Origin of the sequence: Mycobacterium sp. SMC-15, from assembly GCF_045310925.1 — a bacterium.
In the GTDB taxonomy this organism is placed as follows: Bacteria; Actinomycetota; Actinomycetes; order Mycobacteriales; family Mycobacteriaceae; genus Mycobacterium.
Genome location: NZ_JBJIAJ010000006.1, coordinates 24,373 through 49,611 on the forward strand (window position 1 = coordinate 24,373; position 25,239 = coordinate 49,611).

The window sequence follows — 25,239 nt, forward strand, 5'->3', positions numbered from 1 at the left end:
GTTGTGTCAGTACAATACAGCATTGCCGGCGAGGGTGCCGAGGCCATCGCGGCCAGCGTTGAGGAGGGCATCGCGCAAGGTGCGTTGGCGCCGGGGGCCGCGCTGCCGCCGATTCGCGCGCTGGCCCAGCAACTCGGGGTGAATCCGAACACCGTGGCTGCCGCCTACCGGCTGTTGCGCGACCGCGGCGCTGTCGAAAGCTCGGGACGGCGAGGTACCAGGGTGCGCGATCGGCCGGCGACCACACCGCGGTCGCTGCGCGGGCTGGCGGTGCCCCCAGGCGTGCGAGACCTATCCACGGGAAACCCCAATCCGGCGCTGCTGCCCGTAATCGCCGCAGCTCCGGGACCCGTTGTGCTCTACGGGAACCCGCCGATCACGCCGGCGCTGGCCGAGCATGCCGCGGCCGAACTGGCCGCCGACGGTGTGCCGGCCGATCACCTGGCGGTCACCTCCGGAGCGCTGGACGGAATCGAGCGGGTGCTCTGCGCCCACCTGCGTCCCGGCGACCGGGTGGCCGTCGAAGATCCGGGGTGGCCCAACCTGCTCGACCTACTCGGTGCGCTGGGCCTCACTCCGGAGCCGGTCGCGGTCGACGACGACGGTCCGCTGCCTGCCGAATTGGCTCGCGCGCTGGGGCGCGGAGTGCGCGCTGTGGTGGTGACCAGCCGTGCTCAGAACCCCACCGGCGCCGCGGTTTCCGCGGATCGTGCGAATGCGCTATGGGCATTGCTGGCCGATTCGGAGGTGCTGCTGGTCGAAGACGACCACGGTGCGGCCATCGCCGGGGTGCCGCTGCACTCGCTGGCAGGGGTGACCCGGCACTGGGCGTTCATTCGGTCGGTGGCCAAGGCGTATGGCCCGGATCTGCGGCTGGCGGTATTGGCCGGTGACCCGCGCACCGTCGAACGGGTGCAGGGTCGCCAGCGGCTGGGGCCGGGCTGGGTCAGTCACCTGCTGCAGAACCTGTCGGTCGAACTGTGGCGCGACGCCGCGGCGACGCAGCGGGTGACCGACGCCGAAGCCGCTTACCGTGCGGCCCGCGACGGGCTGTGCACGGCACTGGCCGACCGGGGCGTGCTCGCGCACGGCCGATCCGGGCTCAACGTGTGGATCCCGGTACCCGACGAGGCGGTGGCGATGACGGCGTTGTTCGCCGCGGGCTGGGCCGCGGCGCCGGGCGCGCGGTTCCGGATCCGGGCCGCCCCGGGCCTGCGGATCACCATCGCCGAGTTGGCCCCGGCCGACATCGAACCGCTGGCCGATGCGGTCGCCGAAGCCGTGCACGGCCCCGGCCGCGCCAGCGTGTAGTTGCGCTTTAGGGGCGTTACGCGTCGCAGCGTGCGATAATGCACCAGTACGGCAACGATGGTGCAGGAAGCCGGTGTGAATCCGGCACGGTCCCGCCACTGTGATCGGGGAGCGACCCTCAACTGCCACGGCTCTGACGGAGCTGGAAGGCGAGGCGAGCGTTGATCCGAGAGTCAGGACACTCACATCGTCGCATCCTGCGACCCGGGGCGGTGTACCCCGAGAGAGCTGACAAACTCCCATGTTGCGCCCTTTTCGGGTGGCATCCGGTGGTCTGCGATGACTGCGCCGATCTGGATGGCCTCTCCGCCAGAAGTACATTCGACGTCACTGTCGGCCGGCCCGGGTGCCGGTCCCTTGCTGTCATCGGCCGCCGCGTGGAGCGCGCTGAGCACTGAATATGCCGCGATCGCCGACGATCTGACGGCGGTGCTGGGCGCAGTGCAGGCCGGGTCGTGGCAGGGGCCGTCCGCCGAGGCGTTCGTGACCGCCCACGCGCCGTATCTGGCCTGGCTGCTGCGCGCCGTCGCCAACAGCGCCGCCACGGCGGCTCAGCAGGAGACGGCTGCCGCGGGGTACACCGCCGCGTTGGCGGCGATGCCGACCATGGCCGAGCTGGTCGCCAACCACGTCACGCACGCGGTGCTGGTGGGCACAAACTTCTTCGGCGTCAACACGATTCCGATCGCGTTGAACGAGGCCGACTACGCACGGATGTGGGCGCAGGCCGCCGCCGTGATGACCGCCTATCAGGCGGTGGCCGGCGCAGCGGTGGCGACCGCGGCGACAGCTCAGACCGAACCGGCGCCAGTGGTGCTCAAGACACCCGGCAGTGCGGCGGACACCGCGCCGGCGCCACCGCAGTGGTTTCTGGACTTCGCCAAATGGCTCGAAAGCCTGGTCCCGCATCCGCCCTATCCCGATGTCAGTCAGTATCCGGCGTATGTCGAGTGGCAGGAGTTCTTCACCAAGATCGGCTTCACCGGCTTCGCGGACCCGCTGGCTGAGTTCTTCGCCGGCCTGCAAGGCGGGTCATCGTTACTGCCACCGCCGGGGGTGCCCGGGTCGTGGCTGGCGTGGACGGGGAACCCGTTGAGTTTTTTCAACCCGGCGAGCCTGGCCTACGTCTTCTCGGTGCCGCTGGACCCGGGGTCCTACTTCGCCTTCACCAGCATCGTCATCATCGACGACCTGATCGCGATCATGTACACGGCCCTGTTCAACCCTCAGGGCCTGGGCCTGGTCGTCCCGCTGGCGATGGTCGAGATCGTCACCTCGACGATCGGCAACACCATCCAGGCAATGAACTACCTGATCACCCAGACGGCGCTGCTGCCGGCGCTGGCCGCCACGATGGCCGGCACGACCGTGCTCGGATCGGCGGGAGTGATCGGCGGTCTGGGTATCGGGGCGATGGCACATCATGCGTTAGCCGCTGCGGTGCCGCCGCCTCCCGCGCCCCCGCCGGGACTGGCCCTAGCCCAGCCCCCGGCACCGGCTCCCGCACCGGCGCCTGCCCCGGCTCCTGCGCCCGCCCCGGCACCGGCACCGGCAGCAGCTGCCCCACCGCCGCCCGCCGCCCCGCCGCCGACTCCGGCGGGACCGCCGTCGGTCACCATGCCGGCCTACATGTACATGGTCGGTGGCCTGGACATGGGCGCTCGTCGGGGCTCGGGTACCAGCTCCCGCAAGAGGGCGGCGTCGAAACCGGCCAGCGCGGCGGCACCCGCAGAGGAGCCGGTGGAGCAGAAGGCCGCGCAGCGACGTCGGCGTAAGGCCAAGGTCGGCATGCTGGGCCGGGGCTACGAGTACATGGACTTGGAGCCGGATCCGATGGAACTTGCCGGGGCGGTCGCCTCGAGTAGAGGCGCTGGATCGCAGGGCTTCGCCGGTGCTACCCACCGGGTGACCAGTGCGCGGCCGAGCGGGCTGACCGCCCTGGCCGACGATGGTTTCGGCGGTGGTGCGGTCAGCCCGATGATGCCCAACACCTGGCCGGTCGAACCGGACTAGCCGGGCTGGCCGGACCTCGGCCATGTTGATTTAGGCTGCTTCATCTAGGTCAGTGTCGCGGGGAGGTAGATGGTGAGGCGTGAAGGAGCGTCGCGCCATCCCGTGCCTGGGGTCGTGTCGATCTGATGGGTCATCACTCCCGCGTTGGAAACCGGTCGTGAGACCGTTGTCGACAACCGCAGCGAGTGCACAGCCGCGCACCAATCACAATGCAGACCGATGACATCCCGCTCAGCCCGAATTGATTTCATCCGGTTGACTGAGGTTCCGCTCTGGGAAGTGTTGTCGCTGCTCAACGAGCCGCGGAACGCCCGGCACATGCCGCTGGCCGGAACCTTCAGTGACGAGTCCGCCGCCGCCTGGGTGCAGGAGAAGGACGCCCAGTGGGAGTTGCACGGCTACGGGCCGTGGGCCGTGCTGGTGGACGGCCGGTTCGCCGGCTGGGGCGGCTTCCAGAAGGAAGATGGCGAGGCCGACTTCGCGTTGGTGCTGCTGCCCGAGCACTGGGGCGCGGGTGCCGGGATTGCCCGGGCGGCTCTGGACCGGGGCTTCTCCGTGCTCGGCATCGACGTGGTCACCATCGCTCTCCCCTTCTCGAGGAGCCCGACCCGCGCGGTCGCTCGGCTCGGGTTCGTCCCCGACGGCGAGGTCTCCTACGGCGGGTCGTCGTTCCGGAAGTACCTGCTAACTCGGGAGGCGTGGAACGCCGTCAGCGCGGGCGACTCTCACAGCCAGGGTTGCTGATGAGCGGTGCCGCACAGTGAGGTCCCGAACTGTGGGTGGACTGCGATGGTTCGGCTGGTGCCGACGGCGTCCGGACGCTCACGGCCACGGACAGCTCACCGATGCTCGACGACGTGCAGCAGCAGGCCGATGCGTCCGTCACCATGATCAAGTTCAAGATCGAACTTGATCAACACCACCTAACCGCCGCAGCGGATCCGATTCCCGCCGCGGTCCAGCGGGTCCGGCCCCAGGCCGAGGTACTTGTCGCGCAGCTTGTCCCACAACTCCAGCTGGCCCCACTCGGGCTCGTCGCGCATCTGCTGGTCGTTGGTGAGGAACGGGTTCGGCAGCATCACCGTCATCATCTGCTCGTCACGCCCGTTGAACAGGCGCACGCCCCACGACTGCGGGTTGCCGTCCTTGCCGATTCGGCGGTACAACTCGGCCCGGGTGCAGCGGCGAATGCGTCCCAGCTCCGAGCCGCTGGCCCGGTGCTTGCCGATGCACAGGTGGAAGTGCCAGCGGCCGAAATCGATGGTGGCGTAGCCGTCGAGCATGGAGATCTTGCGTGGTGCGCTGGGGGCCGCCACTTCCCAGGCCGCGCCCTCCATGATGATGCCGAACCAGATCTCGTCCCAGTACTCGTCGAAGCACAGGTGCAGCAGATCCAGCAGGCTCTGCTGATCGGTCGGCAGCGGCCAGCGTTGTTCGCGGCCGCGGTCTTCGGTGTCGACGATCGGGGGATCGGCGACGACGGTTCCGGTGTTCTCGGTCATGGGAATCCCTTCCTTCATGGGTTCAGGCGAACCTGGGGCTTGTGGGTCAGTGCGCAGTCGCCGCACAGTCCGCCGCCGGGCGTGCGGTAGAACAGGCAGCAGCTGGCTCGGCGGTAGTCGGTCCCGGAATCGCTGAAACATACTGCGCCAGCGAGCCGCTCGTCATCGCAGATGGTGCGTGCGAGATCCCAGCTCGGCTGGTCTGCAAGGTCCCCGCCGTGATGCCAGCGCAGGGCACGGGCGGCGCCCAAAGCTGCGGAGGCGATATTGCCGCGCAGCAGCCCTTCCGATATCGGGCCGAGCCGGCGTACCGCGGCGGCCAACGGCTCCAGGTGGCCGGTCAGGATCATGTCGGCCAGCGCCGGCTCCAGATCATCGATTGTCGAAGACCCCTGCCAAGCAACTGGATTCGGCAGATGCAGGCGGACTGGACCGCCCGAATCGGTGTACCAGAGCTGATCGGGATCCAGATCGATCAAGAGTCGGTGCTCGGCGAGTCCGCCCAGCCCGACCGACCACAGTCGTGCCGCGAATCCGAGGTAGAAGGTGGACACCGCCACGCGAAGATCCGCTGTTCCGATGCGGTCCTGCACTCCGGCGATAGCGTCCGCGAGCAGATCGGGGTCGGTGTAGAGCTGTGTCACCGGATGCCAGTCGGCGTCGTCCGCCACCCCGGTGTTGACCGCGAAATAGGCACTGACAGATGACAACTCGGCCAGCGCCGCGATCGTCTGGTCCTGAGAGGCGCAGCGGTGGGTGGTCGCCGGCAGGGCACGCAGTCGCTGCGGTAGGTCGCGTAGCGCCATGACCTGATTGCCGGAAGTGGAACGCAGCATGACGGCGGCCGGATCGGTTGCCGTGAGCACGATTTCGGCGGAATCGCCGAGCCCCCAGCCCTCCCGGGACAGCACCCGGGTCAGTGCCGAGCGCAACGGCTCCTCGGCGTCGACCCGGGCGGTGCGCTCGTTGGCGTCCCCGACGAAGGTGAACATGCCGCTGGCCGGGTCGAAGCGCAGGGTGTCGTTGCCGAACATCTCCCCGATGCGCCCGGACACCATCAGCTCTTCGCCGACCGTATCCACCAACGTCCCCGCTGGATCCATCAGCCACACCCGGTCGGCCACCCGCAGCGCCAATTCCAGATCGTGGGTGCTCAACACCACCGCCAACTGCTGGTCGCGGGCGAGCTCGCGCAGCAGCCCGAACAGTGCTGCCCGCGAGGACACATCCAGGAACGCGGTCGGCTCGTCAAGGATCAGCAGGCCCGGCTGCTGGGCCAGCGCCCGGGCGGTCAGGACCCGTTGGCATTCGCCGTCGGACAGTTCGGTGGCCGGCCGTGACGCCAGATGCTGGGCGCCGGTCGCCGCCAGCGCCCAGTCGATGATCTCCTCGTCGGCCGGGCGCAGCCGGCCACCCAAACCCAGGTGTGGGATGCGGCCCAGCCCGACGAGCTCCCGCGCCGACAGCAGGCCCGGATCGACGCGCTCGGTCAGCACCACCGCGACCCGGCGGGCCAGCTCGTCTCGGGGCAGTGCGGTCAGGTCGGTGCCGTCCAGCAGGACACTTCCGCCGAGCGCGGGCTGCAACCCGGCCAGTGTGCGGATCAGGGTGGACTTACCGGCGCCGTTGGGCCCGATCAGCACGGTCAGTTCGCCCCGGCGGGCCTGGGCGGCCAGTCCGGTCGCCACCGTGGTCGACCGGCGCCGGCTGCGATAGCCGATGACCAGGCCGGCGAGTTCTACGGCCGCCGGTGCCATACGGCGGTCCCAGCTTCGGCTCTCATCCGTAACCGCCGGCGTCATGACGGCAACCCCGATCCGCGACGGGCCCGCAACAGCACGGCGATCACCACCGGCGCCCCGACCAGCGCGGTGACCGCGTTGATCGGGATGACCAGGTCGCTGCCGGGCACCTGGCTGACGATGCCGCAGCCCAGCGCCGCGACCGCGCCCAGCAGCATCACCGCCGGGACCACCACGCGATGGTCGGAGGTGCCGACCACGATGCGGGCGATGTGCGGCACCACCAGGCCGAGGAACGCGATCGGTCCGCAGAACGCGGTCGTGACACCCGCCAGCAGCGACGCCGAGATGACCGTGACCACCCGGGCCCGGTGCACGTTGATGCCCATCGTCGCCGCGTAACTCTCACCGAGCAGCAGGGCGTTGAGCGGGCGGATCGTCAGCGCCGCGGTCAGTAGCCCGACCGCCACCAGCGGCAGCAGCAGTTCCAGATCGGCCCAGCCGGTACCGGCGAAACTGCCCAGGCCCCACAGCAGGTACTGCTGCACCCGCTGCGGATCGGAGTACACCATCGCCAGGCTCACCAGAGCGGTGCTGGCCGCACCGATCATCACCCCGATCAGCAGCAGCGTCGCGGCCGAGCGGGTCCACCGCGACAAGACCAGCACCAGCGTGAGCATCGCCGCCGCCCCCAGGGCCGCCGCGATCACCTCCGCGGCGCGGCTGGCTCCGGCCACCGCGGTGGTGAATCCGCCGCCTGCCGCGCCACCGAGCAGCACCACCACCGCGACGCCGAGGCTGGCCCCGGAACTCACGCCCAGGATGTAGGGGTCGGCGAGGGTGTTGCGGAACAGGGTTTGCAGCTGCAGTCCGGCGACCCCGAGCGCGGACCCGGCGGCCAGCGCGGTGAGCACCCGCGGCAACCGCATGTTCCACACGATCACCTGCCAGCGCGGGTCGGAGGGCTCGGCGCCGAACAGCACCTGCACGGTGTCGAGCACCGGCACCCGCACCGGCCCGAGCACCAACCCCAGCACGGCCAGCAGAACCACCGCAGCGCTCAGCGCGGTCAGTACCAGGGCGATACGTGGCTTCATCGCGGCACCCGCCGGTAGAACTCGAACGCGTGGTTGGCGGCCAGCGCGGGATGCAGGATCGCGACCAGGTCGCCGAGCAGCAGATCCGGGCGCGCGGTGCCGCGTTCCCAGTAGAGGTTGCCGCCCCCGGGGGTCATTGCCTTGGTCGCCGACCACACGTGGCCGATCCGCAGTGCGGTCAGCTCGCCGTAGCGGCTGTCGCGGGCCACCGCGTCGCCCAGGGTCTGCCAGTCGTCGGTGACCAGCCATACCGGCGCGGTGCCGGCACTGGCGTACACCGACTCGAAGTTCAGTTGCCGGTTTTCGGCGCCGGTGTCCGACAGCCAGGGGTAGGTGCCTCCGGCGTCGGCGACCAGACGCCCCGAGTAGCTGTCGCCGGTGGGCATCGACCAGCTGCCCGAATACATGGTGCCGACCAGAACCTCGGCGGGCTTCGCCTCAGCGGCTTGAGCGGCCAGGGCACGGTAACGGTTGCGGATGTCCTGGTAGGTCTGCGCGGCCTGACGTTCGGTCCCGGTCAGCGCGGCGAACACCTTGATCCACTCGGCCCGGCCCAGGGGAGTGGATTCCAGCCATTCGGCGTCGGCCAGTACGGGCAGACCGGCCTCGCGCAGCTTGGGATAGCCGGGATCGTCGATACCTTCGGTGACCAGCAGGTCGGGGCCGGCACTGAGCACCCGCTCGACGTTGAGCTGCCCGCCGGGGGCGTACCCGACGATCGCACCGGTCTCGATGCGGGCGCGAATCTGCGGATCGGCGACGGCGGCCGGGCTCGCCACTCCGGTGACCACGCCGGCTTGCCCGAGTTCGGTGATCATCGCCAGGTGCGTCGTCGAGCCCGAGTAGAGGCTGCGTACCGGGACGGTGATCTGTTGGGCGTGGGCCAGCTCGCCGCTCAGTGCCGGTGCGGGCGCACCACAACGCACCAGCACATAGGACACCGGCTTGCCGCCGAGGTAGGGCCGTTTGACGGTCAGGACCTGGTAGCTGCCGTGGTATTCGAGGACGAAGTTGGTGGCCTCGGTCAGCGTCGACTTGTCGGGAAAGTAGTCGGCGGCCGGATCGAAGTCGGTGATGCAGCCGGCGCGCGCCTGCGGGGTGCGGGAAGCGGGTTCGCCAGAGCAGCCGGCCAATGCGGTGGCCAGGGCTACCAAGAGCGCAGGAACTACCCGCAACGCACGGGGCATGGGCGTGAGTCAGCTTCCTCGGGGTACACCGCCCCGGTACGCAGGACGCGTTGACGTGAGTCTCCTGGCTCTCGGATCACTGCTTGCCTCGCCTTCCAACCCCACAAGTGGCGGGCCGTGGCTGATGAGGGTCGCTCCCCGATGACAGTGGCGGGACCGCGCCGGATTCGCACCGGCTTCCTCAATCGTCATCGCCTTACCGGCGACATTGTTGCATGCCGTGCTGCGTTAGGCTGGCCGCCGTCTCGTGGCGTCAGGAACCCGGTGCGAATCCGGGGCGGTTCCGCCACTGTGAAGGGCCATCGGCGCAGCCGGGCCCGTTAGCCAGATACGGCCACGAGACATCCGACGACGAGGGGCGAGAACCCCGAGGAGGCCCCTGATGGTGCAGGCACGCCGTATCGCGCTGTTGTCCACGTCCGACACCGACCTGCTGTCCGCGCGGGCCAGTGGCGCGGCGTACCGGCTCGGTAACCCCGCACGCCACGACATCGAACCGTTGGTGGCCGGCACCGACGTCGTGGTGCTGCGCATCCTGGGGTCGTCGGCCGAGATCGCCGACGAACTGAAGCTGCTGCGCGCGACGGGCCTGCCGCTGGTGGTGCTCGGCGGGGAGCGCTCGCCCAACGCCGAGCTGATGGAGTGCTCGACGGTCCCGATCGGCCTGGCCGCGCAGGCGCACGCCTATCTCGCCGAGGGTGGGCCGGCCAATCTCGCGCAGCTGCACGCGTTCTTGTGTGACACGGTGCTGCTCACCGGGGAGGGTTTCGATGAGCCGACGGTGATCCCGGAGTGGGGTTACGGCAAGCGAGAGTCTGTCGAGTCTCCCGACGCGGTGCGGATCGGGGTGCTGTACTACCGGGCCCATGAGGTCAGCGGCAACGCCGGTTTCGCACACGCGCTGGCCGACGCCATCGATGCGACTGGCCGGGCGGCCGGGGTGCCGATCTTCGCCGCGTCGTTGCGCAACGCCCCCGACGAGCTCTTCGCCGCGCTGGGGCAGCTCGACGCGCTGGTGGTCTGCATGCTGGCGGCCGGCGGGGCGATGAACGCCACCGCCGGTGTCAGCGCCGGCGACGACGACGGCGCGTGGGACATCGAACGAATCGCGGCGCTGGACATCCCGGTGTTCCAGGGACTGTGCCTGGCGTCGTCGCGCGCGGACTGGGCGGCCAACGACGACGGCGTGACCCCGCTGGATTCGGCCACCCAGATCGCCATCCCGGAATTCGACGGACGGATCATCACCGTCCCGTTCTCCTTCAAGGAGATCGACGACGACGGGCTGCCGCACTACGCCGCCGACCCCGAGCGCTGCGCCCGCGTGGCTGGAGTCGCGGTGAATCACGCAGTGCTGCGCCGCATCCCGAATGCGCAGAAGAAGCTGGCGCTGGTGCTGTCGGCCTACCCCACCAAGCACTCCCGGGTGGGCAACGCCGTCGGTCTGGACACCCCGGTGTCGGCCGTGCGGCTACTGCAGCGGCTGGCGGCGGAGGGGTATGACGTCGGAGACGGCTTCGGGGTCCTGGACGTCGCCTTGGAGAACGAAGGGGAGACCGAGGCCGGCGATCGCCTCATACACACCCTGATCGAGGCCGGCGGTCAGGACGAGAACTGGCTGTCCGCCGCGCAGCTGGACGGCGCGCAGGTGCGGGTCGCCGGGCGGCAGTACGCGCAGTGGACCGCCGAGTTGCCCGACGATCTGCGCAATGCCATGTCAACGGCGTGGGGTCCGGCGCCGGGCAAGTTGTTCGTCAACGATGCCGGCGAGATTGTGCTGGCCGCACTGCAATCCGGCAATGTCGTGCTGATGATCCAGCCGCCCCGTGGGTTCGGGGAGAACCCGGTGGCGATCTACCACGACCCGGAGTTGCCGCCCAGCCACCACTATCTGGCCGCATACCGTTGGCTGGCACATGGTTTCGGCGCGCACGCGGTGATCCACCTGGGCAAGCACGGATCGATGGAATGGCTGCCCGGTAAGACCGCGGCGTTGTCTTCCGCGTGCGCCACCGACGCGATGATCGCCGACCTGCCGTTGATCTACCCGTTCCTGGTCAACGATCCCGGCGAGGGTGCTCAGGCCAAGCGGCGGGCGCACGCCACGATCGTCGACCACTTGATCCCGCCGATGGCACGGGCGGAGTCCTACGGCGACATCGCGCGCCTCGAGCAACTGCTCGACGAGTACGGCAACATCGCGACCATGGACCCGGCCAAGCTGCCGGCCATCCGCGGTGAGATCTGGAACCTGATGCGGGCCGCGGAGATGCACCGCGACCTGGGCCTGGATGAGCGACCCGAGGACGAGGAATTCGACGATTTCCTGCTGCACGTCGACGGCTGGCTCTGTGAGATCAAAGACGCCCAGATCCGTGACGGCCTGCACGTGCTCGGCGGCGCTCCGACTGGACCGGAGCGGGTGAACCTGGTGCTGGCGATCCTGCGCGCCCCGCAGGTGTGGGGCGGGGTGGACCATGCGGTGCCCGGCTTGCGCGCCGCCTTGGGGCTCAAGGAAGACGCCGCTGCCGCGGTCGTCGACGAGATCGAGGGTCGCGCCCGCGCATTGGTCGAAGCCATGGAGGCTGGCGATTGGGAGGCCGGCATGGCTGACACGCTGCATCCCGACCCCGAGGTCTGCCGGGTGCTGAGATTCGCCGCCACCGAGGTGGTTCCGCGGCTGGCCGGCACGTCGGCCGAACTCGACGCGGTGCTGCACGCGCTGGCCGGCGGGTTCGTGCGTCCGGGGCCGAGTGGTTCGCCGCTGCGCGGTCTGGTCAACGTGCTGCCCACCGGGCGCAACTTCTACACGGTCGACCCCCGCGCGGTGCCGTCCCGGCTGGCGTGGCAGACCGGACAGGCGATGGCCGACTCGCTGGTGCGGCGCTACCTCGACGAGACCGGCGGCTATCCGGAGTCGGTCGGGCTGTCGGTGTGGGGAACTTCGGCGATGCGCACCTCGGGTGACGACGTCGCCGAGGTGCTGGCCCTGCTCGGCGTGCGTCCCGAGTGGGATGAGGCGTCCCGGCGGGTGTCCGGGCTGGCGGTCATCTCACCTGAGGAGCTCGGCCGGCCCAGAATCGACGTGACGGTGCGCATCTCGGGGTTCTTCCGCGACGCTTTCCCGCACGTGGTGTCGATGCTTGACGACGCGGTGCAGATGGTCGCCACCCTCGACGAGCCCGACGACGCGAACTTCGTCGCCGCGCACGCCCGCGCCGATCTGGCCGAACACGGGGATCTGCGCCGCGCCACCACCCGGATCTTCGGTTCGGCGCCCGGTTCCTACGGGGCGGGAATCCTGCAGGTGATCGAATCCGGGACCTGGCGTGACGACAAGGACCTGGCGGAGGTCTACACCACCTGGGGCGGGTTCGCCTACGGCCGTGGGCTCGGCGGTGCGCCGGCTGCCGACGACATGCGCACCAACTACCGCCGGATCAAGGTGGCCGCCAAGAACATCGACACCCGTGAGCATGACATCGCCGACTCCGATGACTACTTCGTCTATCACGGCGGCATGGTCGCGACCGTGCGTGCCCTGACTGGCGCCGACCCGAAAGCCTATGTGGGCGACTCGACCTCGCCGGATGCGATCCGCACCCGCACGCTGGCCGAAGAGACCGCCCGGGTGTTCCGGGCACGGGTGGTCAACCCGCGCTGGATCTCCGCGATGCGCCGACACGGTTACAAGGGTGCGTTCGAACTGGCCGCCACCGTCGACTACCTGTTCGGCTTCGACGCCACCGCGGGCGTGGTGCACGACTGGATGTACGAAAAGCTCGCGGCCGAGTACGTCTTGGACCCGCAGACCCGGGAGTTCCTCGACAAATCCAACCCGTGGGCGCTCCACGGAATCGTGGAACGGCTGACCGAGGCCGCCGATCGCGGCCTGTGGGAGCACCCCGACCCGGAGACCCTGGCGGCGTTGCGGCAGGCTTACCTGGACGTGGAAGGCGACCTGGAGGACCGGTGAGGGTCTGGATTCTCGGAGTGGGGATGGGGCCACAGCACGTGACTGCCGAAGTGGCAGAAATACTGCGAACCGTTGACTACGTAGTGGCATCCGAGAAGTCCTCCGACGACGGTCTTTTGGCATTGCGGCGCACCATCGTCGGCACCTACGCCCCCTCGACCCCTATCGTCGCGGTCGCCGACCCGGCTCGCGACCGTTCCCCGGGGCTGACTGAGCCCGGCTATGCCCACGCCGTGGCGGACTGGCATGCGGCCCGGGCGCAGCGCTACGCGGACGTGCTGCGGTCCCGCGGCGGCACCGCAGCCTTCCTGGTCTGGGGCGATCCGGCGCTGTATGACTCGACCATCCGGATCGTCGAGCGGGTGAAAGCCCTTGGGGTCGAGCTGGATTACGAGGTGCTGCCAGGAATCAGCGCCCCGCAACTGCTGGCCGCCCGGCATCGGATCGTGCTGCATGAAGTGGGCCGGCCGGTGCACATCACCACCGGCCGGCGGCTGGCGGAGGCGGTCGCCGCCGGTGAAGACAACATCGTGGCGATGCTCAACCCGGACAGTCTCGATCTGTCCACGGTGGCCGAGTGGACGATCTGGTGGGGCGCCAACCTCGGTGCGGCGGGGGAGCGGCTGGTCACCGGACGGGTTTGTGACGTCGTCGAGGAGATCACGGCCGCCCGCGATGCGGCCAGGACCGAGGCGGGTTGGGTGATGGATGTGTTCCTGGTGCGGCGAACCTGATGGCGGGCATCCTGATCGCCGGAACCACCAGCGACGCCGGTAAGACGGTGGTGGCCACCGGGGTGTGCCGTGCGCTGGCGCGCCGCGGTGTGCGGGTGGCGCCGTACAAGGCGCAGAACATGTCGAACAACTCCATGGTGTGCGTCGGCGCCGGCGGTGCGACGACGGAGATCGGTCGGGCGCAATGGATTCAGGCTTGCGCTGCGCGGGTCGAACCGGAGCCGGCGATGAACCCGGTACTGCTCAAGCCCGGCAGTGACCAGCAGAGTCATGTGGTGCTCATGGGCCGGCCGTGGGGGGCCCTGTCGTCGTCGAACTGGATGCACGGGCGCGCGGAGTTGGCTGCGGCCGCGCACCGTGCCTACGACGATCTCGCCGGGCGCTACGACGTGATTGTTGCCGAGGGGGCAGGCAGCCCGACCGAGATCAATTTGCGCGCCGGCGATTACGTGAACATGGGGCTGGCGCGGCACGCCGGTCTGCCGGTGGTGGTGGTCGGCGACGTGGACCGCGGCGGGGTGTTCGCGGCGTTCTTCGGCACCGTGGCCCTGCTCTCGGCCGAGGATCAGGCATTGGTGGCGGGGTTCATCGTCAACAAGTTCCGCGGGCAGCTGCGGTTGCTGGAGCCCGGCCTGGCCGATCTGGAGCGCCTCACCGGTCGGCGGGTGTTCGGCACCCTGCCGTGGCATCCGGAGCTGTGGCTGGACTCCGAGGACGCGCTCGATCTCGACGGCCGGCGCTCGGGGCGCACCGGGGCGCGACGGGTCGCGGTGATCCGGTTGCCGCGGATCAGCAACTTCACCGACTTGGACGCTTTGGGGCTCGAACCCGATCTGGACGTGGTGTTCGCTGCCGACCCGCGTGGGGTGTCCGACGCGGATCTGGTGGTGCTGCCCGGAACCCGCGCAACCATCAGCGATCTGGCCTGGCTGCGTTCACGCGGGATCGATGCCGCGATCGCTGCCCACGCCGCCGCGGGCAAGCCCGTACTGGGGATCTGCGGGGGATTCCAGATGCTGGGCCAGATGATCCGCGATCCCGAGGGGATCGAGGGAGCGCCCGGCGAGGTGCCAGGGCTGGGCCTATTGGACGTCGAAACATCTTTCGCGGCAGAGAAAACACTGCGGCTGTCCGATGGCGGCTACGAGATCCACCACGGCCGGATCAGCCGCGGATACGTCGCCGATGCGTTTCCCGGCGGTGTCCGCGCCGGCCAGGTATTCGGCACCATGCGGCACGGGTGCTTGGAGGTCGACGCGTTGCGTTCGGCGTTCCTGGCCGACACCCTCGGGCTGGCACCGTCGCAGGTGTCCTTTCCCGCCGCCCGGGAGCGCCGGCTGGACCTGCTCGGGGATCTGATCGAAGAGCACCTGGACGTCGAGGCCCTGTTGGAGCTGGCGGGCGGCGGCGCTCCGTCGGGGCTGGCGTTCCTACCGCCGGGGGCGCCGTGACGCGCGTGCTGCTGCTCGGCGGCACCGCCGAAGCCCGAGCACTCGCCGATCGGCTGGTGGGTGCGGGCGTCGACGTCACGACGTCACTGGCCGGCCGGGTCGCCGATCCCCGGTTGCCGGTCGGAGCGGTGCGGATCGGCGGGTTCGGCGGAATCGCCGGTCTGCGAGCGGTATTGGCCGACTACGACATGGTCGTGGACGCCACCCATCCGTTCGCGACGAGGATGTCGGCCAATGCGGCCGCCGCCTGTGCCGCGGCCGGCCGACCACTGCTGCGGCTGGAGCGGCCCGGCTGGTCGCAGCGGGCCGGGCAGTCGTGGCATTGGGCCGACTCACACGAGCAGGCCGCACAGATCGCGGCCCGGCTGGGCCGGCGGCCGGTGCTGACCATCGGGCGCCAGCAGTTGGCGTCATACCTACCGGCGCTGGCCGACGCTGCAGTGCTGGCGCGGGTGGTCGAGCCGCCGTCGATCGACCTGCCGTCCGGCTGGTCGGTGATCAGGGACCGTGGGCCCTACGCGCTGCCCGGAGAACTATCAGTGCTGCGCGATCACCGCGCCGACGTCGTCGTCACGAAAGACTCCGGGGGGCAATACACCTGGCCCAAGATGCTGGCCGCCGAGGAACTCGGCCTGCCGGTGGTCATCGTGCGGCGTCCGGCCCGTCCGGCGGGCGTGGCCACGGTGAACGACATCGAGCGGGCGTTGGACTGGGTGCTAACCGGCGACTGAGGCGAGCTGCAAGGCGGCACCCGCGGTCAGCAGTGCGGCGACCTTGACCACCTCCAGCCCCGCATAGGCGTAGTGGGCGCGGGAGCGCTCGACGATTCCGCCGGGCGGGGCGGTCTGCGCGGCCAGCACCGCGTCCGAGCGGCGGCGCAGCCGTGGCCGGACCACCAGCACCTGGACGGTCAGCACCGCCACCGCAATGCAGACCCCCGCCAGCGAAATCGGTCCGGGGGGAGCGGTGGCCACCGCCAACACCACTACCGTGGCCAGCACGATCTCCACCGCATTAAGCGCCCGGAACACCAGCCGACCGATCCCCAACCCGAGTGGGATGGTGATCCCCGGTGCCCGGAACTTCAATGGGGCTTCCAGGAACGAGATCGCCAACACCATGCCCAACCAGGCAAAGACGACTGCCGCCGCGAGAGCGCTCACCCCGCACCTCCAGGAGTATCTGTGTCTATCAGTTGCAGGTAACCTATCTGTGTCATTCGGTAACAGACAAGAGTCTTTAGGCGGTAATCCTGGCCACACGCCGTCGGGCAGACTGGCAGCGTGATTGTGGAACATGGAGTACTGCCCATCCGGCCCGGCAGCGAAGCCGACTTCGAAGCCGCGTTCGCCAAGGCGCGCCCGTTGATCTCGGCCCAGCCCGGATTCCTGGGGATTTCGATGTCCCGGTCGGTCGAGTCGCCGAACCTCTACCTGTTGCTGGTGCAGTGGGAGAACATTGAGGCGCACACCGAGGGGTTTCGTAAGTCGCCGGAATTCGAACAGTGGCGTGCGTTGTTGCACGGTTTCTACGACTCACCGCCGGTGATCGAGCACTTCGTGGGTATCGACTAAGGAGATGGTCGCCCGTGGACGCACAGCGAACCCTGGAGTTCAACGCCCGTAATATCGCGGAGTTCCGCAGCAGCGGCGGAAAACTGGGCGGACGGTTCGAAGGGGCTCCGGTCCTGTTGCTGACCACCACCGGGGCCAAATCCGGACAGCAGCGCACCAGTCCGATGATGTATCTCCCCGAAGGGGACCGGATCATCGTGTTCGCCTCCAACGAGGGCAAGGACAACCATCCGAGCTGGTATCACAACCTGCGGGCGAATCCCTCGGCGACTGTCGAACTCGGTACCGACACCTTCGCGGTCACGGCCACCGAGATCACCGGCGCCGAACATGACCGGCTCTATGGGATCCAGGCGCAGCGTTACCCGGGTTTCGCCACCTACCGCGAACGCACCCAGCGGGTCATCCCGGTCGTCGAGCTGATCAGAACCGACGCCTGAGCAGCGTCAGGCTGCGGGCGGGTCGGGATCACCGCGTAGGAGTTCGTCGGGGTGGTGGGCGTGGTTGACCTGTGGTGGTGTGGTGCTGTCGGTCCAGCCGAGGCGCCCGGTGGTGGTGATGATGGTGTGTTGGTGGCCGTCGGTGGTGTCGGTGTGGTCGCAACCGCAGGCGAAGAACAGTTCGTCGGCGTTGGTGCGTCCGCCGTGTGCCCAGGGGTTGGCGTGGTGCACGTCGCAGTGATAGCCCGGTTCGAGGCAGTTTGGTCGGGTGCAGCCGCGGTCGCGGGCGTGGCAGATGAGGCGTTGGTCGGCGGTGGCGATGCGTTTTTGTCGGCCGAGGTAGAGCGGGCGTTTGGTGTGGTCGTCGAAGACGGCGAGGTAGTGAATCGATTGGGCGGCCATGGCGATCAGGTCGCGCATCGGCAGCCGGGATCCGCCGCCGGTGAGCGCTGGTGGTGGCATCGGGACCGATGGATCGCTTGCGGCGTGGGCGGCTTGGTTGAGTTCGGCCAGGGTGGTGGTGACCACGACGGTGACGGGGTGGCCGCGGTGGGTGCCGAGTTTTCCCGAGGCGATGGCGGTGGATAGGGCTAGGCGCAGGGCGTCGTGGCAGCGCTGCGCGGCCGTGCGGTCATCACCGGAGGCCGGGGCGGTGGCATCGGGGTTGTGTCGTCCGGGGCGTACCGCGGCCGCAACTGCTTCGAAGTAGGCGCGGGTTTGGGGGTCCAGGAGGCCGGTGAGTTTGGACATGCCGTCGGGGCCTTGGCGGCCCAGTGTCAGGGCGCGGCGTCGTGCGCGGTCGCGGTCGCTGAACAGCCCATCGGGGTTGAGGTGATCGGCGATGCGTTGCCCGATCTTGCTGAGCACCCCGGCATCGACTCCGCTGGCGTGGGCGACCAGGGCGGCTTCAGCCTGCGCGACCTGGTGCGGGGTCACTGATCCGGGCAGGACGTCGACGGCTTGGCAGATCGCGCGGATGTGGTCCTCCCCAATCGAACCGGATTCGACCGCGGCGGCCAGGGCCGGGAGTTCGGGTGGGATCGCCGCTCCGGTCAGGGAGCGTCGGGGCCTAATGCGGGCGGCCAGGCGGCAGCGGCGGGTGATCTCGCGTGGGGTGATCCGCAAGCGTTTCCAAAGGGATGCCCGTGCTGCGGCGATCGAACCGCAGCCATCAGGCGGGTCGGCGAGTTCCCCGAAGGTCCGGTACATCAACCCACGATTCACCCGGTCCTGTCTTTCCAGCCGCTCGGCGACCTCGACCCGAAAGTCATTGCCCACCAGATCCGTCGGCGTCGCCCGCAACACTTCCTGGGCGGCATCAATGGCATCAAGGGCAGCGCAGACCTGCTCCCGTGCCGCTGCCGCACCCAAGACCGTTGCCATACCCCGACGCTAAAAACCACCCCCGACAACACCACCGGAAGACAGCCCAGGAAAGGCCACCCTGTGGATCAACCCACAACTGTGGATGAATCCCGTAGCATCGCCACCCGTGGCTCGCCATGCTTACGCTCACGATGCGGTCGTGGTGATGGACCCGGGTGGTAGCCCGGATGCGCCCGGCGGAGCCATCACCAAAACACTGTGCGGCAGCTGGGATCACCGGCCGCCGTGCCCACTGGCGCCGCACCACGTCGCCCACCATGTTGTCGGCGACGAATTGGTACTGCGGGTGCTGTTCGCCACGGAAGCCGCCGACGAGCCACGCGTGCGACGCCTGATCGGTGAAGCGCTCGCTGCCGGCGAACAGACCGGCCCCGACGGGCTGGTCAGCACCTGGCGGCTGAAATCTAGCGATGCCAGCGATATCCGGCCGAGCGAGAAGAGCCACGCAGCGGACCTGATGCACACCTGAAGGTGTCAGTCCCGGATATGCGCCAGCCGCGACGGCCGCTCCATATAGGTCGCGTCGGGCGCAGCAAAGCCGAATTGCTCATACAACCCATGCGCGTCAGCGGTGTGCAACGTCCAGCGGAAGTCTCGACCCGGGCCCTCGTCGATCATCGTCCGCAGCAATCCCTTGCCGATCTTCTGTCCGCGCTGATCGCGAGAGACATAGACGTCCGCCAGGTAGGCGAAGGCCGCGCCGTCCGAGACCGCGCGGCAGAAACCGATCATCGCCCCGTCGTCGGTCCGGTAGGCGCCCACCATGCGCCACGCGCTGTCGAGCTGGCGGTCGAACATGACGCGGGTGCGGTACTTCGCCCAGTAGGTGTGCTCGACCAGCTCGTTCCAGAGCCAATCCCGATCCACGCGCGCCGCATCGGTCGAGAACTCGATACCCTCGACGGCCGCCACAGCTACCTCCTCATCCGCCCTCGACCCAGGTACCACGCCACCGCGGTGAGCAGGGCGCCCACGCCCACTCGCCGGGCCAGCCGGGTCGTGCGCGGAATGTCGGACGGCGCAGGCGCTCGACCGTAGCCCATCCGCGCGCGATCTTCACGCCGATTTCCGTAGTAGGTGTTGACCCCGCCGAGCTGCAGCCCCAGCGCCCCGGCGAAGGCGGCCTCGACCACCCCGGCATTGGGGCTGGGGTGGTGGCGGGCGTCGTGGTGCCACGCCCGCAGCGCGCCGGCGGGGTCGGGCCCCAGGGCGGCGGCCAGTGCCCCGCTCAGCCGGGAGGCCGGCAATCCCAGCAGGTCATCCAATCGTGCTGCCGCCCAGCCGAACCGGTCATAACGGGCGTTGCGGTGCCCGATCATGGCATCCAGTGTGTTGGCGGCGCGGTGTGCGACCAGACCCGGAACACCCGCCACCGCACCCCATACAAGCGACGCCACCACCGCATCGGAGGTGTTCTCCGCCACGGATTCGACGACGGCACGCGCCACCTCGTCGGGACCCAGAGCGGTCGTGTCACGGCCGACCAGGTTGCGGACCTGGGCCCGGGCCGAGTCCAGGTCGCCGGCGGACAGGAAGGCGTGCACGGTTTCGGCTTCGCGTTCCAGGGACCGGCCGCCGAGCACCGCCCAGGTGACGGCGGCGGTCAGTGCCGTGCGCGCCAACGGATTCCGGGCTGCACGCTCACCGGCGTACGCCAGCCCGACGGCGCCGCCGACCAGTATCAGAACGTGGGCGGCCCCGGTTGCTCGATCGTCGCGGTAAATCCGCCGCTCCAACGCTAGCGCGCATGTCCCGAATCCGGCGACCGGATGCAGCCGGCGCGGATCGCCCCAGACGCGGTCGGCGGCGTAGCCGAGAGCCAGCCCGAGTGCCCGGGAAGCAATCATCGCCGCGTCCGGTCGAGCACGGCCAGCAGCTGATCGGTCAGGCCCGGGGGCCGCACCGCGATCCGCACCCAGCTGTCATCCAGCCCCGGAAAAGTGTCGGCACGGCGCACGGCAATGCCGTTCTCGCGCAACACCGTATGTACCCCGCGGCCGACCTGGGCCAGCACGAAAGGAGCCACACCCGCCACAGCCCGCACCTCGCGCGCGGCAAGTCCCTCATCCAGGTGCGCCCGCCAGGCAGCCAATTGCTGAGCCCGGAGCTCACTTTCGCGCACCGCTCGCTCATCCGAGCAGGCCAGCATGGCGGCCAACGCCGATGCGGACACCGACCAGGGGATCTGCAGTCGTGCCGCGTCGGCGAGCAGTGCGGGATCGCCGAGCAGATACCCGGCGCGAATGCCGGGGATCGACCAATGCTTGGTCAGACTGCGGCTCACCAGCAGCCCCGAATGCCGCTCTTTGGACAGGGTTTCGGGCTCGCCGGGAATGGCATCGAGGAACGCCTCGTCGACCAGCACCACCCGGCCGGGACGCAGCAACTGGCGCAGCGTCTGCGCCGGATGCAACACCCCGGTGGGATTGGTCGGATTGCCGATGACGACGAGGTCGGCGTCCTCAGGCACCGCGCTCGGGTGCAGTGCGAAACCGTCGTCGGCCCGGCACAGCACCGTGCCGACGGTGTGTCCGGCGGCGGTCAGCGCGGCATGCGGGCCGGTGTACTGCGGGTGCACCACCACCGGGGCGCGCCACGGTCGCATTCGAGCGACCAGGTCGAAGGCCTCCGACGCGCCCGCGGTGGGCAGTACCTCCGCGGCGGTGCGACCGTGCCGGGCGGCCAACGCGGCACGGGCCGCTGACGTTTCGGGGTAGGCCACGGCCTCGTCCAGGGAGGCATGCAAGGCGCGCTCGAGCCAGTCCGGTCGTGGCCCGGCATAGACGTTGACCGCGAAATCGAGTAGCCCGGGCCCGGCCTCGACATCGCCGTGATGGTGCAGATCCGGGCCGGTGAAACCGTGTACCGCGTCGGCGAAACGCTGAGCCAGCCCGGGATACCCGGCCCAATGGGTGTGCAGGTAGGACGCATGCAGGCTGGCAGAGGCAAAGCCGTCCGGTCCGTCGGGAAGCCGCCAGGCCGCGCTGACGGCGTGATCGAAAATGACCTGGGTGCGGTGGAATTCGTGCCCGGTGACCTGCTCTCCGGTACGCGCCAGCAGGTTGTCGGCCGCCGCGGTGGCCTCTCGATAACCCAGCTCCAGGCGTGGGGTCATCGCGGCGTGGCCCGGCAGCGCCCCGACCCCGGCGTCCTCGCCCACCCGGCGGCATAGGTACGCCAGCCCGCCACACTCGGCGACGGTCGGCACTCCCGCCGCGATCGACGCCCCCAGCGCGCTCAACAGTGCGGTGTTGGCGCCCAACGGTTCTGCGTAGACCTGCGGGAATCCGCCGCCCAGATAGATACCGGCGGTGCCGGCCGGCAGGCACGTGTCGGTGAGCGGGTCGAAGGTCACCACCTCGCAACCGGCGGCACGCAGCAGCTCGAACGTCTCGGTATAGCCGAACGTAAACGCCCGCCCTGCGGCGACGGCAACCACCGGCCGGCGTCCGGAGGCCGCGGTGATCTCGGCAGCGGGATCCCAGGGGCTGCCGGTCAATTCCGGAGCCTGGTGCGCGACCGCCAATACCGCGTCCACATCCACGTACCGCTCCATCAGCCCGGCAAGTCGAGCCGCCATGGCCGCCGATTCGTCACGCTCGGCCGCCGGCACCAGCCCGAGATGCCGCGACGGAGTCTCCACGCCCGCGTCGCGGGGGAGCACTCCGAGCACCGGAATACCGCTGGGGCGCAACGCGTCAACGACCTCATCGGCGTGGCGTGCGCTGCCGGCCTTGTTCAGCACCACCCCCGCGACGCGCACCGCCGGATCGAAACCGGCCAGGCCCGCCACCACCGCCGCATGCGTGCGGGAGGCATGCGAGACATCGGCGACCAGCACCACCGGGGTCGCCGTCAACGCCGCGACATGAGCGGTGGAGGCCTCGCCGCCGGTGCCCAGGCGCCCGTCGAAAAGCCCCATCACGCCTTCGATCACGGCGACATCCGCGCCCGTTGCGCCGTGCAGCAGCAGCGGCACGATCCGGTCGGCACCGACCAGATACGGATCCAGGTTGCGGGCCGACCGTCCGGTCGCCAGTGTGTGGTAACCGGGGTCGATGTAGTCCGGGCCCACCTTGTGGCCGCTGACCTGCAGGCCGCGGGCGGACAGCGCCGCCATCACTCCGACCGCCACCGTGGTCTTGCCGTGCCCGGACGCGGGCGCGGCGATGGCCAGGCGGGGAAGGGAAACGCCCACCACGCTCACCATTCGATGCCGCGCTGACCTTTCTGGCCGGCATCCATCGGGTGCTTGATGTTGCCCATCTCGGTGACCAGGTCGGCGATCTCGATCAGCCGCGGATCGGCGCGCCGGCCGGTGATCACGACGTGCTGGTGGCCCGGCCGGTTGGCCAAGGTCTCCACCACGTCGTCGACGTCCACCCAGCCCCAGCCCATCGGGTAGGTGAACTCGTCGAGGATGTACAGGTCGTGGGTCTGCGCCGCCAGGCGCTCCTTGATCTGGGCCCAGCCCTCGGCGGCGTCGCCGGCGTGGTCCTCCACGCCACCGGCCTTGCGGCTCCACGACCAGCCCGAACCCATCTTGTGCCACTGCACCGGGCCGCCCTCACCGGTCTCGGTGTGCAGGGCGCCCAGGCGTTCGAGCACGGTCTGTTCGCCGACCCGCCACTTCGCGGATTTCACGAACTGGAAGACCCCGATGTCGAAGCCCTGGTTCCAGCCGCGCAGTGCCAATCCGAACGCGGCGGTGGACTTCCCCTTGCCGTCGCCGGTGTGCACCATCAGCAGCGGCCGGTTGCGGCGCTGGCGGGTGGTCAGGTTGTCATCGGGCACCGTCAACGGTTGTCCCTGCGGCATCAGGCGGCTCCTCTTCCGGTGGCATCGCGGACGACGTCGGTCAGCGCCTCGGCGCTCACCTGCGGCAGCGGCACGTACTCGGCACGCAAGTGCTCGGCCAGCGCCCGGGCCAGCCCGAGTCGCATTCGACCGCTCTCGCAATCCACCACGACCGCCGAAAATCCCTGGGAAGCAAGATGGTCGGCGGCGAGAAGAGAACGCGGCACCGGGTCGGCGCCGGCGGTTGCCCGGCCGTCTGTCAACACCACCAACAACGGGCGGCAGGCGGGCTCGCGCAGCCGCTCCCGGCGAATCACCTCGGCGGCCTCCAGCAGGCCTTCGGCCAGTGGGGTGCGGCCGCCCGCAGGCAATTCGTCGAGCCGCACGGCGGCGATCTCCACCGAGCCGGTCGCGGGCAACACCAACTCCGCCTTGGTATCCCGGAATGTCACCACCGCCACCCGATCCCGGCGCCGGTAGGCGTCCAGCAAAAGAGACAGGATCGCGGTCTTGACATGGCGCATCCGCTCGGCGGCGGCCATCGACCCGGAGGTGTCGACCACGAACAGCACCAGGTTGGCCTCCCGGCCCTCCCGAACCGCGCGCCGCAGATCGCCGGCCGCCAGGATCATCCGGCCCTGAGCCCGGCCCCGCACGCCCTGATGCGGGGCGGCCGCACGCAGCGTCTCGAACAGGTGCAGGCCGCCTGAATTGCCGGAAGCGGTGGCGCCCACCCGTCGTCCGGAACTGGTGCGGGCCCTGCTGCGCCGGCCCGCACGTCCTTCACCCACGCCGTCGACAGAGAAAAGTCTTGCCCGGTAAGGGGAGTCGGCGGCAGCTGTCGACGTAGAACCCGGCTGAGAGTTCCCAGACGGCGCCGGACCGCTCTGCTCGGGCGATGGTGCGCCATCCCCGCCGTCCGGTGGACCCTCGGGTTCGGGACCGTCGGGTCCCGGACCGTCCGGGTCGGGCTCGGGACCGGAATCCTCCGGGGGCAACAGCTCGTCGAGTTCGGTCTCATCGAGACCCGGGGCGTCGAACGGCTTGCGCCGCCGTCGATGCGGCAGGGCCAGCCGGGCGGCCACCCGTAGGTCCTCGATGTTGACCGCGTCGCGCCCCTGCCACGCCGCATGCGCCACCGCGGTGCGGGCACAGACGATGTCGCCACGCAGACCGTCTACGTCGAACGCCGCGCAGATCTCACCGATCTTCACCAGCGCAGCGTCGGTGAGCGCCACCTTGGGCAGCAGTTCCTGGGCCTGGCGGATCCGGGCCCGCAGCCGGTCTTCGGCCTCGGCGTAGTTCCCGGCAAAACCCTCCGGGTCGGCGTCGAACGCCAGCCGCCGCCGCACCGCCTCGGCCCGCAAAACCGGATCACGCGGCGCGGACACCTCGACGGTCAACCCGAACCGGTCGAGCAGTTGGGGGCGCAGCTCGCCCTCCTCGGGATTCATCGTCCCGACGATCACGAACCGCGCGGCATGGGTGACCGAGACCGAGTCGCGTTCCACGGTCAGCCGGCCCATAGCCGCGGCGTCCAGCAGCAGGTCCACCAGGTGGTCGGCGAGCAGGTTGACCTCGTCGACGTAGAGGATGCCGCGGTTGGCGCGGGCCAACAGCCCGGGTTCGAAGTCGAGGGTGCCGGAGCTGAGCGCCCGCTCCAGATGGATCGAACCCACCACTCGGTCCTCGGTGGCGCCGACCGGCAGTTCCACCAGGCGCACGGGGCGGGTCTCGACGGGGGCGTCGCTGGGGAACGGGCCGTCGGGGGAGAGCGGGTTCGCCTCAGCGGGATCGGAAGAGAACCGGTCGCCGGCCAGCACGTCGATGGGCGGCAGCACCTGGGCCAGCGCCCGGACCAGTGTCGACTTGGCGGTGCCCTTCTCGCCGCGGATGAGCACCCCGCCGATGCCGGGGGAGATCGCGCTCAGGACAAGCGCCAGCGCCATGTCGTCGAGGCCGCCCGGGGCATCCGGGTCGCCGCCGAGGACAGCGGGGAAGGGGTACAGCTGTTGCATTGAGGCTCCGC

21 protein-coding genes and 3 riboswitches are annotated in these 25,239 nt (G+C 69.7%); of the genes, 10 read left to right on the forward strand and 11 right to left on the reverse strand.

Going from position 1 to position 25,239, the window contains the following annotated elements; translation table 11 throughout:
• Nucleotides 1-3: 3 nt before the first annotated feature.
• The 3 genes from ACJH71_RS10470 (at nt 4) to ACJH71_RS10480 (ending at nt 4,068) form a co-directional block, all read left to right on the forward strand.
• Complete coding sequence (locus ACJH71_RS10470; protein ID WP_406757954.1) at nt 4-1,311, forward strand: aminotransferase class I/II-fold pyridoxal phosphate-dependent enzyme; 1,308 nt, start codon at nt 4-6, stop codon at nt 1,309-1,311.
• 21 nt (nt 1,312-1,332) lie between these two features.
• Nucleotides 1,333-1,516: riboswitch (cobalamin riboswitch) on the forward strand.
• Between the two features lie 74 nt (nt 1,517-1,590).
• A complete protein-coding gene (locus ACJH71_RS10475; protein WP_406757955.1) occupies nt 1,591-3,324 on the forward strand; it encodes a PPE family protein in 1,734 nt (577 codons plus the stop codon).
• A 219-nt stretch (nt 3,325-3,543) separates the two neighbouring features.
• Nucleotides 3,544-4,068, forward strand: coding sequence for a GNAT family N-acetyltransferase (locus tag ACJH71_RS10480; protein ID WP_406757956.1), 525 nt, complete (start codon nt 3,544-3,546; stop codon nt 4,066-4,068).
• A 179-nt stretch (nt 4,069-4,247) separates the two neighbouring features.
• Here the strand turns inward: ACJH71_RS10480 and ACJH71_RS10485 are convergent, their stop codons facing one another.
• The 4 genes from ACJH71_RS10485 to ACJH71_RS10500 are packed head-to-tail and all read right to left on the reverse strand — an operon-like array spanning nt 4,248 to nt 8,852.
• Nucleotides 4,248-4,826: a hypothetical protein gene (locus ACJH71_RS10485; RefSeq protein WP_406757957.1), complete on the reverse strand. Its 579-nt coding sequence runs from the start codon at nt 4,824-4,826 to the stop codon at nt 4,248-4,250.
• A gap of 14 nt (nt 4,827-4,840) precedes the next feature.
• The gene (locus ACJH71_RS10490) at nt 4,841-6,583 is read right to left on the reverse strand and encodes an ATP-binding cassette domain-containing protein (protein WP_406757958.1); all 1,743 of its coding nucleotides are present in this window, start codon (nt 6,581-6,583) and stop codon (nt 4,841-4,843) included.
• A gap of 41 nt (nt 6,584-6,624) precedes the next feature.
• Nucleotides 6,625-7,665 (reverse strand): FecCD family ABC transporter permease, encoded by a 1,041-nt coding sequence (locus ACJH71_RS10495; protein WP_406757959.1) that lies wholly within the window; start codon nt 7,663-7,665, stop codon nt 6,625-6,627.
• Nucleotides 7,662-8,852: an ABC transporter substrate-binding protein gene (locus ACJH71_RS10500; protein WP_406757960.1), complete on the reverse strand. Its 1,191-nt coding sequence runs from the start codon at nt 8,850-8,852 to the stop codon at nt 7,662-7,664. Before ACJH71_RS10500 ends, ACJH71_RS10495 begins: the two co-directional genes overlap by 4 nt.
• Before the next feature lie 37 nt (nt 8,853-8,889).
• Nucleotides 8,890-9,077: riboswitch (cobalamin riboswitch) on the reverse strand.
• Nucleotides 9,070-9,206: riboswitch (cobalamin riboswitch) on the forward strand. Its footprint overlaps the riboswitch before it by 8 nt.
• 28 nt (nt 9,207-9,234) lie before the next feature.
• On the opposite strand from ACJH71_RS10500, the gene cobN reads away from it, so the two are divergent.
• From cobN to ACJH71_RS10520, 4 genes are read left to right on the forward strand one after another with little or no spacing between them, the layout of a single operon-like run.
• Nucleotides 9,235-12,828: a cobaltochelatase subunit CobN gene (cobN, locus tag ACJH71_RS10505; RefSeq protein ID WP_406757961.1), complete on the forward strand. Its 3,594-nt coding sequence runs from the start codon at nt 9,235-9,237 to the stop codon at nt 12,826-12,828.
• Complete coding sequence (gene cobF / locus ACJH71_RS10510; RefSeq protein WP_406757962.1) at nt 12,825-13,562, forward strand: precorrin-6A synthase (deacetylating); 738 nt, start codon at nt 12,825-12,827, stop codon at nt 13,560-13,562. Before cobN ends, cobF begins: the two co-directional genes overlap by 4 nt.
• On the forward strand, nt 13,562-15,013 hold the full coding sequence (locus tag ACJH71_RS10515) for a cobyric acid synthase (RefSeq protein ID WP_406757963.1): 1,452 nt from the start codon (nt 13,562-13,564) through the stop codon (nt 15,011-15,013). The genes cobF and ACJH71_RS10515 overlap by 1 nt, the downstream gene beginning before the upstream one ends.
• Nucleotides 15,010-15,744 carry a cobalt-precorrin-6A reductase gene (locus ACJH71_RS10520; RefSeq protein ID WP_406757964.1) on the forward strand — a complete coding sequence of 245 codons (735 nt, stop codon included), beginning with the start codon at nt 15,010-15,012 and terminating at the stop codon, nt 15,742-15,744. The genes ACJH71_RS10515 and ACJH71_RS10520 overlap by 4 nt, the downstream gene beginning before the upstream one ends.
• Here ACJH71_RS10520 and ACJH71_RS10525 read toward each other — a convergent pair.
• The gene (locus ACJH71_RS10525) at nt 15,730-16,176 is read right to left on the reverse strand and encodes a hypothetical protein (protein WP_406757965.1); all 447 of its coding nucleotides are present in this window, start codon (nt 16,174-16,176) and stop codon (nt 15,730-15,732) included. The two genes, ACJH71_RS10520 and ACJH71_RS10525, sit on opposite strands and share 15 nt — an antisense overlap.
• 120 nt (nt 16,177-16,296) lie before the next feature.
• On the opposite strand from ACJH71_RS10525, the gene ACJH71_RS10530 reads away from it, so the two are divergent.
• Both ACJH71_RS10530 and ACJH71_RS10535 read left to right on the forward strand, forming a co-directional pair.
• On the forward strand, nt 16,297-16,587 hold the full coding sequence (locus tag ACJH71_RS10530; RefSeq protein WP_406757966.1) for an antibiotic biosynthesis monooxygenase family protein: 291 nt from the start codon (nt 16,297-16,299) through the stop codon (nt 16,585-16,587).
• A 14-nt stretch (nt 16,588-16,601) separates the two neighbouring features.
• Nucleotides 16,602-17,027 (forward strand): nitroreductase family deazaflavin-dependent oxidoreductase, encoded by a 426-nt coding sequence (locus ACJH71_RS10535; protein WP_406757967.1) that lies wholly within the window; start codon nt 16,602-16,604, stop codon nt 17,025-17,027.
• Nucleotides 17,028-17,033: 6 nt separating this feature from the next.
• On the opposite strand, the gene ACJH71_RS10540 is transcribed toward ACJH71_RS10535, so the two are convergent.
• A complete protein-coding gene (locus ACJH71_RS10540) occupies nt 17,034-18,410 on the reverse strand; it encodes a DUF222 domain-containing protein (protein ID WP_406757968.1) in 1,377 nt (458 codons plus the stop codon).
• A gap of 109 nt (nt 18,411-18,519) precedes the next feature.
• Here ACJH71_RS10540 and ACJH71_RS10545 point away from each other — a divergent pair, with 109 nt between their 5' ends.
• Nucleotides 18,520-18,882: a hypothetical protein gene (locus ACJH71_RS10545; RefSeq protein ID WP_406757969.1), complete on the forward strand. Its 363-nt coding sequence runs from the start codon at nt 18,520-18,522 to the stop codon at nt 18,880-18,882.
• A 5-nt stretch (nt 18,883-18,887) separates the two neighbouring features.
• On the opposite strand, the gene ACJH71_RS10550 is transcribed toward ACJH71_RS10545, so the two are convergent.
• Genes ACJH71_RS10550 through ACJH71_RS10570 form a run of 5 tightly spaced genes read right to left on the reverse strand, consistent with a single transcriptional unit; the run spans nt 18,888 to nt 25,228 of the window.
• Complete coding sequence (locus ACJH71_RS10550) at nt 18,888-19,325, reverse strand: GNAT family N-acetyltransferase (protein WP_406757970.1); 438 nt, start codon at nt 19,323-19,325, stop codon at nt 18,888-18,890.
• Nucleotides 19,326-19,327: 2 nt separating this feature from the next.
• The gene (locus ACJH71_RS10555) at nt 19,328-20,260 is read right to left on the reverse strand and encodes a cobalamin biosynthesis protein (protein ID WP_406757971.1); all 933 of its coding nucleotides are present in this window, start codon (nt 20,258-20,260) and stop codon (nt 19,328-19,330) included.
• Complete coding sequence (locus ACJH71_RS10560; protein WP_406757972.1) at nt 20,257-22,614, reverse strand: cobyrinate a,c-diamide synthase; 2,358 nt, start codon at nt 22,612-22,614, stop codon at nt 20,257-20,259. The genes ACJH71_RS10555 and ACJH71_RS10560 overlap by 4 nt, the downstream gene beginning before the upstream one ends.
• Nucleotides 22,615-22,616: 2 nt before the next feature.
• A complete protein-coding gene (gene cobO, locus ACJH71_RS10565; RefSeq protein WP_406757973.1) occupies nt 22,617-23,231 on the reverse strand; it encodes a cob(I)yrinic acid a,c-diamide adenosyltransferase in 615 nt (204 codons plus the stop codon).
• Complete coding sequence (locus tag ACJH71_RS10570) at nt 23,231-25,228, reverse strand: magnesium chelatase subunit D family protein (protein WP_406757974.1); 1,998 nt, start codon at nt 25,226-25,228, stop codon at nt 23,231-23,233. Before ACJH71_RS10570 ends, cobO begins: the two co-directional genes overlap by 1 nt.
• Nucleotides 25,229-25,239 lie beyond the last annotated feature (11 nt).